We start from the raw sequence: 13529 nt of genomic DNA, 5'->3' as shown, positions 1-13529 counted from the left end.
TTCGCTGAAACGCATGCGGCTCGCCGCTTGCTGCACGGAGCGCAAGTGGCTGCCGCTTTTCTTCGATCCACATCCACCAGCCGTGCGCAAACTGCACGGCGGTCCATCCATCAGGCACTCGAACAATGGAACAGAAAGCACTCATCATCGGCGCGACGGGCATCGTCGGCGGCAACGTCGCGGATCACCTGCTCGCGCGCGGCGACTGGAGCGTGACCGGGCTTTCACGCGGCCGCTCGCCCATGCGCGACGGCGTCGATGCCGTCACCGCCGATCTCACGTCGCAGGCATCGGTCGAAGAAGCGCTGCAAGGCCGCGATTTCACGCACGTCTTCTTCACCGCGTGGTCGCGACAGGAGAGCGAGCGCGAGAACATCCGCGTCAACGGCGCGATGGTCCGGCATGTGCTCGATGCGCTCGGTCCTTCGGGCAGGCTCCAGCATGCCGCGCTCGTCACGGGCCTCAAGCACTATCTCGGCCCGTTCGAAGCCTACGCGCAAGGGGATGTCCCGCTCACGCCGTTTCGCGAGGAACAGGGCCGTCAGGCAGTCGAGAACTTCTATTACGAGCAGGAAGACCGTCTCTTCGATGCAGCCAATCGATACGGCTTTGGCTGGAGCGTGCATCGGCCGCACACGATCATCGGCTTCGCGCTCGGCAATGCGATGAACATGGGCGTGACGCTCGCCGTCTACGCGACGCTCGCCAAAGAGACCGGCATGCCGTTCCGGTTCCCCGGCTCGGCCGCGCAATGGAACGGCCTTACCGACATGACCGATGCGCGCCTGCTCGCGCGCCATCTCGAATGGGCATCGACCGCGCCGAATGCACGCAACGAGGAGTTCAACGTCGTCAATGGCGATGTCTTCCGCTGGAAGTGGATGTGGTCGCAGATCGCGCAGTACTTCGGGATCGAACCCGCGCCGTTCGACGGCACCACGCAACCGCTCGAAGCGCGCATGCAGGACGCGAGCAGGCAGTGGGCGGAGATTGCCGAACGTCGCAATCTGATCGAGCCCGACATCGGCAAGCTCGCATCATGGTGGCATACGGACGCTGACCTCGGCCGCCCGATGGAAGTGCTCACCGACATGAGCAAAAGCCGCAAGGCCGGCTTCCTCGATTATCAAAGCACGCCCGATTCGTTCTACGCGCTGTTCGACAGGCTCAGGCACCATCGCGTGATCCCCGCATGAGGCTCGTTGCGTCCGCACCGCGATGTTGCCGGGAGGCGCGGCTCGTCAGTAGTGGACCGTCAGCGGTTCCGGATGATCCTGCGTGATGACGTAGCTCGACTCGACGGGCCAGCCCGCTTGCGTGAGCGGCGTCGCGTAACGCTGGCACTGGCCCGCGCTGCCGAGCAGATACGACGAAACGCTCAGGAATTGCGAGTTCGAAGCCGGCGCCACATAGACGGTAACTTCGGAACCGGTGCGAAGCACCGACGATGGCCGCGGTCCCGCGTTGCTCACGATGAGCGGCGCGCCGCTGCAGTCAGCCGAGAAGTACTGGTTGATGAAATACAGTCCCCAGCTGAACTGACTCGCCGAGTAGACCGTCTGGTCGCCGGTGCCGCTGACTTGGCGCCGCACGACCGGCAGGAACACCGAAGCGCCGTTCACCGTGACGAACACGCCCGCGCCGCCGCCCGAATATCGGAATGCGCCGACCACCTTGCCGTTGGCATCGAACACGCGCAGCACGCGATGATGCCGATAATTCGCGCGATGGTCCGCATCGTCGTGGGCGAACGGCGCGAGCGAATACGACATGAGAAGAGCCGCTACGATCATTGCACGCATCGAATGAACCTCCAGGCCGAAATCGCCGTTCGATAGAACGCGTTGCGGCAAGCGCGCCGGTCACTCGCGCGATGATTGTGCCGGGCCCGCGTGCGCATCGCGGATCGTGAGCGGCTCCGGATGCGAACCGGTCAGCGAGTACGTGATCGCCGCCGGCCAGCCGTATTCCGTGGTCGGCACGGTAGCGGTCGTGCACTGAAAGTTCGGTCCGGAAAGCGTCGAGGCCACGCGCATCGGGGCGGAGTTCGTATCCGGCGCCACATACAGCGTCACATCGGCGCCGCGCCTCACGGCCAGTGACGGACGCACGCCCGAAGTGAGCGTGATGATTGGCGTGCCGCTGCAGTCGGACGATGTGAAATCGACCGCGTTGGTCCCCGACCATCTGAAGTTCGTGCCCGAATAGACGGTCTGCGGACCGCCATCGCCCGATACGATCGTCCGCTCGATGAACGCGAAGGCGATCGCGCCGTTTATCGTCAGATAAACGCCCTGCCCGCCGTAATCGTCGAGCGGCGCGACGGGTCTTCCCTGCGCGTCGTAGACCAGCAGCTCGGCGCCGAGCTTATGGATGTCGCCCGACGTGTCGTCGCCGAAGGAGGCGGACGCGTAAAGCAGGAGCAATGCGGAGACGACGATCGCACGCATGCTTTCACCTTTTCACGTTGCAGCCGTTGCCCGGCCGACTGCATGACCGGGGAACCGTATCGCCGACGCGAACCGACCGCTAGTTCGTCATGCTCATGGTTCGCGCCGCCGCTCTAGGGTGCGTCGGTACCGAGTTCGACTCTCGCCTCGCCGATCGAAACGGCTTTTCCCTTCGGGTGATTCAGGGCGCTGATTCGCACGAATGAGACCACGATCTGGTTCGGATTCGTTATGCCGAGCCGTGCGAGCAAGTCTGTTACGTCATATTCGATCATGTTCATGCCGTGGTACCGCGCGGTCGAAATCTGGAACGCGCCGAGCGTGCCGACGAAATGATCGGACCTGACCGCGTCCACGTCCCCGGTGGCCGGCAAGTTCACATACACGTTATAGAAGAAGCCGCCTCCTGCTGCGCTGGATGGCATGTTGACATCGTCCAGCACGAGCTTCACATACTGAAACTTGTTAGCAACCGATGGCGCGACCTGCGTGGCGCTCAAGCCGATTGCGGGCGAGCTCGACAGCACGTCCTTGAGCGCGGTGGCATTGGACGCCTGCAGCGGAATGCTCGCGCTCAATGACGTTTCGCCGAGCGCGATGCCCTTTACGCCGCCCAGCGCGCGCCGCGTCGCCGATATGCTGCGCCCCGGCGTCGTCGTGAACGTGGCCAGTTGCGGGAGCCCGCGAATGGCCGACACCTGTGCTTGCACGCGAATGATCCGCCCTTGCTGCGCCTGCGGCGGCAACACGGCCGGCGTGGTGTCGTTGGCGTAGTCGTAGCCGAGTTGCGCGGTGGTGCGCGTAAGCGAGCGCGCCATCGTGAGGCTCCTCGCATACGTGAACGTGCCGCTCCAGTAGCTGTTGCTCGCAACCGGCACCTTGCTCGTCGGGCGCAGTGACCATGCATTCCACAGGCGGTCGATATTGCAGTGATGCAGGTAGAAGAGCGGGTCCGTCGCGGCCGTGGCGATGTCGGCCATCGGCCCGCCGATGATGTCGTGCACCGGATCGTGCGGCGCGTTCTCGCACATCGTCTCGAACGCGCTGCTCGTGCCGCGCTGGAAGTTGACGATGCGAGAGCCGAAAGGCGAGAGGTCGAGCGCCTGATACACGTTCGAGTTCACGCGCGAAACGTAGAGCGGATTGCCGCTCGCGGTATCCGTGAATTCTGATGGGATGGTCGGATACGTATAGTAGTCCCAATATGGCAACGTGACACCCGTATCGCCGGAAGACGACTTCAACTGCTGCTCGAAGTAATAGATATATCCGCGATGCCATGCCATGAAGTACGCCACGTCGTGCGGGCAATAGTTGGCATGAACATTGGCCCAGTACTTCCAGGAAGTCGCCTTGGTGCTGTCCGTTATTGATTTCATCGTGCGAATGGCGGTGAGATACGACGCGTAATGCGGCGTTGCCTTGAATGCCTGCCATTCGAGACGGATAACCGGCGTCGCCCCGAAGCTCATTCTGGGAAGGGAAGCCAGTGCGAGTGCGGACGCCGTGCCCTTGACGAACGTGCGTCGCCCAATAGAAGTGGATGCCATACATACTCCCTGTGCGCTGAAAGGCAGAGAGCGCATGCGTCGCGTTGCAGCGGTGCCGGTGTCTCTGGGTGAAGCCGTTCTCACTCATTATGGACAAATTCCCGCAGGCTTCAATCCGCGCATGATCGTCGCGCGATATCCCATGTTCGCTAGACCACATACGTGTGTGACTGCGAATCGAACGCATCGGCGAGGTATTTAAGCGCGTCACAAATGAAGCAGTGCTTGACGACGTCTTTAGCAACGATGCGGGCGCAATCAGTCCCGAACGTTCGTATGTTCTCGGTAATCCTGAGCGTTGGGCGAGAGGCTATTGATGAATCGCCGAGCGCAGCCGTTCCACTTCGCGATCGGAGACGGGCGCTGCGTGATTGCCCCAGGTTCCGCGAACGAAGCTGACCACCTGTGCGATTTGCGCGGACGTCAGTTGACCGTGAAAGCCCGGCATCTTTTGCTCGGCGGGTCCGGTTTCGGTCTTCGGGCTCTTGCTGCCTTCGACGACGATGCGTATCGCCGATGTCGGGTCTTCGGAAAGCACGAGCGCATTGCCCGCGAGCGCCGCGACCTTCCCCGGCTGGCCGCGTCCATCGGCCTGATGACAGCGCGCGCAGAACGACAGATACACGCCCGCGCCCGGGCGCTCGACTTCGCCCGTTTTGATGCTTCGCGCGGTCTGCACTTTCGCGTGCTCGTCGTTCGAGAAGGAAGCGTAGGCCTTCTCTGCGGGAAGCGATTTGACGTACGTCGCAATGGCCTGCAAGTCGGTATCGGACAGGTACTGCGTGCTTTCGCCGACCACCGGCGCCATCGCGCCGAAAGCTATCGCGCCCGCGCCATGACCGGTGCGCAAAAAGCTCACGATATCCGCCGCCGACCAGCGCCCGAGTCCGCTTCCCGCGTCGCCGGTCAGGTTCGGCGCGAGCCAATGATCGTTCACGCCGCCCGTCAGATACCACGGCGACGTTTCGCTGTATCCGAGTTCGTTGTACGCGGGTCCGCGCGGCGTGTGACACGCGCCGCAATGCCCGAGTCCCTGCACGAGATACGCGCCGCGATTCCATTGCGCGCTTTGTTTCGGGTTTGGCTCGTACTGGTCGTGATTGCCGAAGGCAAGGCTCCAGAACAGCATGCCCCAGCGCTGATTGAACGGAAACGGCAGATGCGTTTCGGGCGCGCGCTTCGCCGCCGGCTCGACGCCGTGCATGAGGTACGCATACAGCGCGGTGACGTCGTCATCGGTCATGTTCGCAAGCGACGGATACGGCATGGCCGGATAGAGCCGCTTGCCGTCGCCGCGCTTGCCTGCGCGCAATGCGTCCGCGAATTGCCGCAACGTATAGCGGCCGATGCCGAACTGCGGGTCGGGCGTGATGTTGCTCGCATAGATGGGGCCGAACGGCGAGTTCACCGGCATGCCGCCGCCCAGAGGCGTGTGATCGGCGGCGTCGTGGCATGCGCTGCAATCGCCGGCTTTCGCGAGATATTCGCCCCGCGCGATGAGTCGAGCGTCGCGGAGCGTCGGCGATTGCGCGGTGACATCGTCGGGCAAGTTGTCTTTCGAGCGCCCGCCGCATGCGCCGAGCGCCGCGATCACGAGCGCGGTGGCCAGGCCGATTGCAGTTCGCGTTGCGTTCATGTCAGTGCCATTGGCTGCAAGTTTCGAGAAACACTTCGGCGAGGACCGTGAACACGAGTCCCACGACGAACCCGCAGCCGATGAGCGCACTGCACAGCGCAACGAAGCGCTTGCGGCTCACTTCCTCTTGGCCGCGCGATGGCTTCTCGGACGAACCCTCGGCCTTCAGTTCCTTGTGCTTGCGGTCGAGAAGCACGAAGCCGTATACGGCGAGCGCCGCGCATACGACGGCAATCGCAATCGCCGCGATGGACGTGCCATAGAGCCACGCGTGAAGATGCGGATAAACGGGGCGCGCGCGGTGGATGGAACCCGCGTCGCAGGCCTGCGCCGAAAGCGTCTCCGAAATCATCACCTGAAGCAGCCATGCGCCGGGCGCGAGAAAGAAGCCCGCACCCGCGCAGAGCGCGAGATGGCGCTGTTCTCGCGACGTGAGCGGCGACGCTTCGGCGGAGACGGACGTTTGCATCAATGGCCTCTCATCCAGAAGGGCGTCACGTAGAGCGACGTGAAGATGAAGAGCCACACGATATCGACGAAGTGCCAGTAAAGCCCGCCGATGCGCATCGGCACGTTGCGCTCCGCATCGAAATAACCGAGCGCGATCCACACGGCGAGCAGCACCAGAATCACGAGCCCGACGACGACGTGCGCCATGTGAAAGCCCGTGATGGTGAAGTAGAGCGAGCCATACAGATGCGCGGTGATGCCGTATGGATGGTCATGCCACTCCTTCAGTTGCATGCCGGCGAACGCGCAGCCGAGCGCGATGGCCACGAGCATCCATCCGAACGCGGGCCAGCGCTTGCTCTTCTTGAGCGTGCGCTCCGATAGCCACGCGAACACGCTGCTCAGAATGAGCGTGCCGGTGCTCAATGCGCCGGTGCCGATCTTCGGCATGCCTTCGGGAGGCCACGGAAGCGTCGTCTGCGACTGCGAATAGAAGTAGCAGAAGATCAGGTAGCCGAAGAGGCTGGCTTCGGTCGCGATGAGCGCGAGCACGCCCCACCATCCACCGGAATGCTCGCCCGCGCTGCCGACCGGCAGGGCATCGCTTTTTCGCGCGGCTTTGGCGGGCGCCGTCTGTGCCGGTTCGGGCGGCTCGCGCTGCGCGAGCGAGCGGCGCGGCCACATCCACGCGATGAGCGTCGCGCCCGCCGCCGCCATCGCGATCGCAGTGAACGACGGCGAGCGCAGCAGCATGCCGACGAAGACGAGCGCGCCGAAAAGCCCGAGGAAGAATGGCGACCACGCGTCCTCGGGCATCTTGAGGATGACATCGGGTTTGCCGCTGAACGGATGCACTCCGAGCGCCTCGCGTCCCTGATGCAGCAGATAACCCGCTTCCAGGCTCGATTGCCGGCCCTTCGGCTGCAAGCGGTCCTCCCACATCGGATGCCGCGATTCGATCACCGGCAGCACCGCGAAGTTGTACGCGCGCGGCGGCGATTCGGTGGACCATTCGAGGCCCGGCGCGTCCCACGGATTCTGCGGCGACTTGCGTCCGCGACGCGCCGAAACGAGTGCGTTCACCACGAACACCAGCACGCCGATCGCGAAGAAGAACGAGCCGATGGTCGTGATGAGATTGGACGTGTCCCAGCCCATTCCTTCCGGATACGTGTAGATGCGCCGCGGCATGCCGAGCAGACCGGAAATGTGCATCGGAAAGAACCCGACGTTGAAGCCCACGAAGATGATCCAGAACGCGATCTTTCCCCAGCGCTCGTTCATGAGGCGCCCGGTGAACTTGGGGAACCAGTACGTGATGCCGCCGAAAACAGGGAACACGTTGATGCCGAGCAGCACGTAATGCAGGTGCGCGACGATGAAGTACGTGTCGGTGAGCTGCCAGTCGAGCGGCACGGCGGCGGTCATCACGCCGGACACGCCGCCCACGACGAACATCAGCACGAAGCTCGCGAAGTAGAGGAAAGGCACGGCAAAGACGGGGCGCCCCGTCCAGATCGTCGCGATCCATGCGAAGACCGCCACCGCGCTCGGAATGGAAATCAGCACGCTCGCCGCGCCGAAGAACGCGAGCGCGAGCGGCGGAATGCCCGTCGCGAACATGTGATGGATCCACACTTCGAAGCCGATGATCATCGTCCCGACCGTGGACATCGCAACAGCGGCGTAAGCGACCAGCGGGCGGCGGCAGAACGTCGGTAAGGCATCCGAAACGATTCCCATCGCGGGCAGCACGACCACGTAGACCCAGGGATGCGCGAACATCCAGAAAAGATGCTGCCACATGAGCGGCCGGCCATCGCTTGCCACATCGAAGAAATGCGTGCCGATGTTGCGGTCCATCCAGAGCAGGAAGAACGCGAGACTCACCGAAGGCACCGCGAAGAGATTCGCGAACGAAATGGTGAGCGTGCCCCAGACGATGATCGGCAGACGGTCCACCGACATCCCCACCGCGCGCATCCGAAACAGCGTGACGACGAAGTTGACCGCGCCGACCGTCGTCGATATGCCGAGCAGCACCATGCCGAGCGAATACACGTCGATGTTCGGCCCGCGGCTGTATTCGAGCGTGGACAGCGGAACGTAGTTGAACCAGCCCGCGTTGGGTGCCTGTCCGAGCGGGAAACTGCAATAGAGGAAGATGCCCGCGAAGAGAAACACCCAGTACGAGAGCGCATTCAGCCGTGGAAACGCCATGTCGCGCGAACCGAGCATGAGCGGCCACAGGAAATTCGAAAATCCGCTGAGTACCGGGAGCGCATACAGAAAGATCATGGTGACGCCGTGCATCGTGAAGAGTTCGGCGAACTGGCCGGGCGTCACGAGCGATTCGTTCGGCTGCGCGAGTTGCAGGCGCATGATGAGCGCCTCGACGCCGCCCATCAGCAGGAAGACGAACGCGGTCACGATATAGCGCAGGCCGATCTTCTTGTGATCCACCGTGGTGATGAAGCCGCGCCATCCTCCTTCCCCTTCCCAGACGTCGGAAAGCCGCTTCTCCGCTTCCGAGCCTTGCGGCACGGTGCCGAACTCCGGCTCGCGCCGGAACGCGACGCGGCTCGTCTGCACAACGCTTCGATCTCCAGTGACGGCCATCGTCTCTTCCTTACCTGAGAGTAGCGAGGTACGCCGACACGTCGCCCGCTTCGGCAGGCGAGAGCTTCATGTCGGGCATGAGCGTGCCGGGCTTGATTTCCTGCGCATGCTGTATCCAGTCCATCAGATTCTCCGGCGTATTGACGACCGTTCCCGCCGCAAGCAGCCGGCGCGACAACACATGCGTGAGGTCGGGCGCCTGCACGCCCGCCGACTTGCTGCCGGCGACGGCATGACATCCCGCGCAGCGCTCCTCGAAGAGCTTGCGTCCGCGTATGCCCTGAGCCGATGTCGGCGCGGGCGCGTCGCGCTGCTGTGCGGCATACCAGCGGTCGTAGTCGGCCTGCGGCTGTGCGTAGACTTCGAACGCCATATGCGCGTGCTGCACACCGCAATACTGCGTGCACTGTCCGCGAAAGATGCCGGGACGGTCCGCCTGTATCCACTGACGATTCACGCTCCCCGGAATGGTCTGCGTCTTGCCTGACAATTCCGGCACCCAGAAGGCATGGATGACGTCGGCGCTCTTGAGCACGACGAGAACCGGCACGCCCACCGGAATGTGCAGTTCGTTCGCCGTTGCAAAGTGGCTCGGGCCGTCGCCGTAGTCCACTTTCCACCACCAGTCGTAGGCGGTCACGGTGACGGTCAGCGCAGGCTCTTTCGGCGGATCGGCCACTTCGGCAAGCACGCTCAGCATGTAGATCGCGATGCCGAAGAGCGCGACGGTGGACACGATGCTGCCCACATACACGAAGCTCAGCCCGCCGCCCGAACGCAACGCGCGATGGTCCTCTTTCTTGCGCCGGCGGAACATCGCGATGAGCAGCATCACCGCGATGATGACGCACACGAGACTGCAGATGAACGCGAGGGTCCAGCCGAGATGAAGGACGGGCTCTGCCGCCGGTCCCTTGCTGCGCAGGAAATACGCAAGCGGCGTGGGCCCGCTCGCGAGCGATCCGGCTTCGCCCGGGGCTGCCTCGCGCGCCCATCCGTCGAGAGGATGCAGCGCGGCTCCAAGCGATAGCGCGCCTTGAACGACCGTTAGGGCAAACCGGCGCACCGGACTCACGTCATCTCCTTCGAATGGAATGGCGGACGTTACGACGACTCGTAATGCGCGCGCTCGAATGTTGCATGCGGTCGCGTCCATGGATCGGGCTTCTCATAGCAACGCACATTCCCGTTAGCTTGAGCGCGATGATCGCGCTGCGGAAGTTATGTCACGTCGTGCTGTTTCTTCAATCGCTTGAAAAAAATGCTGCGCCAGCGATCGGCCAAATGCGAATTGATCCCACCGCTGGCATCATGAAGATGAAAGGCTTGGACGGCAGGGTGCATCATGAATGGAGTGCAGAGCATGAGTAAAGGTAAGGCTCGGGCGCGTCGCAGCGTGCCGACGAAGAAGGACCTCGAGTCCTTGTCCAATTTTCGTTATGTTCTACGAAGGTTTCTCCGGTATTCGGAGGACGTGACTCAGTCGGCGGGAATCACCCCGCTGCAATATCTGTTGCTGTTGCATGTTCAAGGCATCGCGGGGCGCTCGTGGGCGAGCGTCGGCGAACTCGCGGAGCGCCTGCAGGCCGCGCCCAACGGCACGGCCGCGCTGGTTTCGCGATGCGAGCGCGCGGGTCTTGTCATACGCAAGCCGGGAGAACAGGATCGTCGTCAGGTCGAAGTCCACCTGACTCCGGCAGGCGAGCGTTGTCTGCTGAAACTCGCCAACCTGCATCTGAACGAGATCAAATCGTTCCGGTGGATCCTTGCAGAAATCTGACGCGCGTTCCATGAAGCTTTCAAAAGAATTAGCGCGTCATAGACGGCACGGCGGTTGCGTCACGTTGTGACATATCGAATCGCAAGCGTGCATTTCTCGTCGCAGCAACTGAGGAGCAAACCATGTCCACTACCGTCGGCGACTTTCTGGTCGACCGCCTTCACGCCTGGGGCGTGCGCCGCATCTATGGCTATCCCGGCGATGGCATCAACGGCGTCCTGGGCGCCTTGAATCGCGCGAAGGGCAAGATTGAATTCGTGCAGACGCGGCATGAAGAGATGGCCGCGTTCATGGCGTCGGCGCACGCCAAGTTCACCGGCGAACTTGGGGTTTGTCTCGCGACATCCGGACCGGGCGCCGCGCATTTGCTGACCGGCCTCTACGATGCCCGGCTCGACCACATGCCGGTGCTCGCGATTGCGGGGCAGCAAGCGCGTGCATCGCTCGGCGGGCACTATCAGCAGGAAGTCGATTTACAGTCGATGTTCAAGGACGTCGCCGGCGCGTTCGTGCAGCAGGCGAGCGTGCCTTCGCAGATTCGCCATCTCGTCGATCGCGCGATTCGTACTGCGCTCGGCGAACGCAAGGTCGCAGCGCTCGTGCTTCCGAACGACCTGCAAGACTTGAAATACGAACCGCCGCCGCGCAAGCACGGCACGTTGCATTCGGGCGTCGGCTATCGCGAGCCGAAAATCGTCCCTTATCCCGACGATCTCAAGCGCGCCGCCGACGTCCTCAACGCCGGCAAGAAGGTCGCGATTCTCGTCGGCGCGGGCGCGCTGCAGGCAACGGACGAAGTCATCGCAGTCGCCGACAAACTCGGCGCGGGCGTCGCCAAAGCGCTGCTCGGCAAAGCCGCGCTGCCCGACGACCTGCCTTACGTCACCGGCTCCATCGGTCTGCTCGGCACCGAGCCGAGCTACAAGCTGATGAACGAATGCGACACGCTCCTGATGATCGGCTCGGGCTTTCCCTACTCGGAGTTCCTGCCGAAGGAAGGCGCGGCGCGCGGCGTGCAGATCGACATCAAACCGGACATGCTGTCGATCCGCTATCCGATGGAAGTGAATCTCGTCGGCGATAGCGCGGAAACCTTGCGCGCGCTCTTGCCCTTGCTCGAACAGAAGACGGATCGCGCGTGGCGTGAAGACATCGAAGGCTGGATGCGCGACTGGTGGACGAAGCTCGAAAAGCGCGCACTTGAGCCGGGCACGACAGGCGTCAATCCTCAGCGCACGGTATGGGAACTGTCGCCGCGCGTGCCAGCCAACGCAATCGTCACAAGTGATTCGGGGTCCTGTGCAAACTGGTACGCACGCGATCTCAAGGTCAAGCGCGGCATGATGTGCTCGCTGTCGGGCGGGCTAGCGTCGATGGGCGCGGCCGTTCCGTATGCGATCGCCGCGAAGTTCGCGCATCCAGAGCGGCCGGTGATCGCGCTCGTCGGCGATGGCGCGATGCAGATGAACAACATGGCTGAGCTCATCACCGTGTCGAAGTACTGGAAACAGTGGTCCGATCCGCGATGGATCTGCATGGTGCTCAACAACGAGGACCTCAACCAGGTCACGTGGGAGCAGCGCGTGATGAACGGCGATCCCAAGTTCGAAGCGTCGCAGGACATTCCGTCGGTGCCGTATCACCGGTTCGCGGAACTGATCGGCTTGCGCGGCTTTTACGTCGATGATGCCGAACGCATGGCCGCCGTCTGGGACGAGGCGCTGGCGTCGGACAGGCCTGTCGTGATCGAAGTGAAGGCCGATCCGAACATTCCGCCGCTGCCGCCGCACATCACGCTGCAACAGGCAAAGGCGTTCGCGACCACGCTATTCGAGGGCGATCCGAACGAAGGCAACATCATCGTCGATACCGCGAAGCAGGTGCTCGGCGCGGTGTTGCCGGGGCATAAGGACGAGTGAACGAGACGAATCCGCGCCATGCATCTCACGAAACGCGACGCGCCCATCGAAGCCATTCGAGCGAGCGCCTACAGCATCCCGACGGACCGCCCGGAAGCGGACGGCACCTACGCCTGGCACGCCACCACGCTCGTCGTGGCGGAGGTGAGCGCGGCGGGCAAGACGGGCATCGGCTACACGTATAACGATGCAACCACCGCGCGCTTCATCGAAGCGACGCTCGCGCCGACGCTCACTGGCGAAGACGCATGGAACGTCGACGCGCTGTGGCTGCGCATGCAGCAGCGCGTGCGCAATATCGGCCGTTCGGGAATCGCCGCGTCCGCGATTTCCGCGCTCGACTGCGCGCTTTGGGATGTCAAGGCGCGGCTCCTCGACATGCCGCTCGCGCGTCTCCTGGGCGCCGCGCGCGAGCGCGTTCCGCTCTATGGCAGCGGCGGCTTCACGACCTATACCGACGACGAAATCCGCGATCAACTCGGTCATTGGGTGCACGAGGACGGATGCCGCTGGGTCAAGATCAAGATCGGGACGGAGCCGTCGCGCGATCCGCATCGCGTGCGCGTGGCGCGGGAAGCTATCGGCGACGATGCCGGTCTCTTCGTCGATGCAAACGGCGCGCTGGATCGCAAGCAGGCGCTCTTCTACGCGCACCAGTTCGCCCAATACGGCGTCGAGTGGTTCGAAGAGCCGGTGTCATCGGACGATATCGCGGGCCTCGCCTCGCTGCGCAATGTCCTGCCGCCGCACATGGAACTGGCCGCGGGCGAATACGGCTACACGATCGACGACTTCCGCGTGCTGCTCGCGAACAATGCCGTCGATGTGCTACAGGCCGATGTCACGCGCTGCGGCGGCATCACCGGGTTCTTGCGCGCGGCCACCCTTTGCGATGCGTTTCACATACCGCTTTCGGCGCATTGCGCGCCCGCGCTGCATCTGCATGTCGCGTGCGCGGCGCCGCGTCTGCGGCATCAGGAATGGTTTCACGATCACGTCCGCATCGAGTCGATGCTTTTCGACGGCGCACCGCATGCGCGCGACGGCGCGATCTCGCCGGACTGGTCGCGGCCCGGCTGCGGGCTGGATTTCAAGCATGCGGACGCGCACCGGTATGCGGTTTGA

11 protein-coding genes are annotated in these 13529 nt (G+C 63.3%); 4 read left to right on the top strand and 7 right to left on the bottom strand.

Annotated elements, in window-relative coordinates; translation table 11 throughout:
• Window positions 1-125 precede the first annotated feature (125 nt).
• Complete coding sequence (locus LDZ27_RS21825) at window positions 126-1196, top strand: SDR family oxidoreductase (RefSeq protein WP_244817876.1); 1071 nt, start codon at window positions 126-128, stop codon at window positions 1194-1196.
• A 45-nt stretch (window positions 1197-1241) separates the two neighbouring features.
• Here LDZ27_RS21825 and LDZ27_RS21820 read toward each other — a convergent pair whose 3' ends face one another.
• The 7 genes from LDZ27_RS21820 to coxB all read right to left on the bottom strand — a co-directional run bounded on the left by LDZ27_RS21820 (window position 1242) and on the right by coxB (window position 9780).
• A complete protein-coding gene (locus LDZ27_RS21820; RefSeq protein WP_244817875.1) occupies window positions 1242-1793 on the bottom strand; it encodes a hypothetical protein in 552 nt (183 codons plus the stop codon).
• A gap of 69 nt (window positions 1794-1862) precedes the next feature.
• Entirely contained in the window at window positions 1863-2450 is a 588-nt protein-coding gene (locus LDZ27_RS21815) for a hypothetical protein (RefSeq protein ID WP_244817874.1), read from the bottom strand.
• A gap of 113 nt (window positions 2451-2563) precedes the next feature.
• A complete protein-coding gene (locus LDZ27_RS21810) occupies window positions 2564-4000 on the bottom strand; it encodes a tyrosinase family protein (protein WP_244817873.1) in 1437 nt (478 codons plus the stop codon).
• A 310-nt stretch (window positions 4001-4310) separates the two neighbouring features.
• Entirely contained in the window at window positions 4311-5636 is a 1326-nt protein-coding gene (locus tag LDZ27_RS21805; RefSeq protein WP_244817872.1) for a cytochrome c, read from the bottom strand.
• A gap of 1 nt (window position 5637) precedes the next feature.
• Window positions 5638-6105 carry a hypothetical protein gene (locus tag LDZ27_RS21800; protein ID WP_244817871.1) on the bottom strand — a complete coding sequence of 156 codons (468 nt, stop codon included), beginning with the start codon at window positions 6103-6105 and terminating at the stop codon, window positions 5638-5640.
• A complete protein-coding gene (gene ctaD, locus LDZ27_RS21795; protein WP_244817870.1) occupies window positions 6105-8705 on the bottom strand; it encodes a cytochrome c oxidase subunit I in 2601 nt (866 codons plus the stop codon). The genes LDZ27_RS21800 and ctaD overlap by 1 nt, the downstream gene beginning before the upstream one ends.
• Window positions 8706-8715: 10 nt before the next feature.
• Window positions 8716-9780, bottom strand: a complete 1065-nt coding sequence (gene coxB, locus LDZ27_RS21790; protein WP_370653477.1) for a cytochrome c oxidase subunit II — start codon at window positions 9778-9780, stop codon at window positions 8716-8718.
• Window positions 9781-10050: 270 nt separating this feature from the next.
• On the opposite strand from coxB, the gene LDZ27_RS21785 reads away from it, so the two are divergent.
• The 3 genes from LDZ27_RS21785 to LDZ27_RS21775 all read left to right on the top strand — a co-directional run bounded on the left by LDZ27_RS21785 (window position 10051) and on the right by LDZ27_RS21775 (window position 13529).
• The gene (locus LDZ27_RS21785) at window positions 10051-10485 is read left to right on the top strand and encodes a MarR family winged helix-turn-helix transcriptional regulator (protein WP_370653476.1); all 435 of its coding nucleotides are present in this window, start codon (window positions 10051-10053) and stop codon (window positions 10483-10485) included.
• A gap of 122 nt (window positions 10486-10607) precedes the next feature.
• The gene (locus LDZ27_RS21780) at window positions 10608-12404 is read left to right on the top strand and encodes a thiamine pyrophosphate-requiring protein (RefSeq protein ID WP_244817869.1); all 1797 of its coding nucleotides are present in this window, start codon (window positions 10608-10610) and stop codon (window positions 12402-12404) included.
• An 18-nt stretch (window positions 12405-12422) separates the two neighbouring features.
• Complete coding sequence (locus tag LDZ27_RS21775; protein WP_244817868.1) at window positions 12423-13529, top strand: enolase C-terminal domain-like protein; 1107 nt, start codon at window positions 12423-12425, stop codon at window positions 13527-13529.

It is taken from the genome of Caballeronia sp. Lep1P3, from assembly GCF_022879595.1.
GTDB lineage: Bacteria > Pseudomonadota > Gammaproteobacteria > Burkholderiales > Burkholderiaceae > Caballeronia.
The sequence above is the reverse complement of the archived record's forward strand: the minus strand, read 5'-3'. Positions and strand labels throughout refer to the sequence as shown.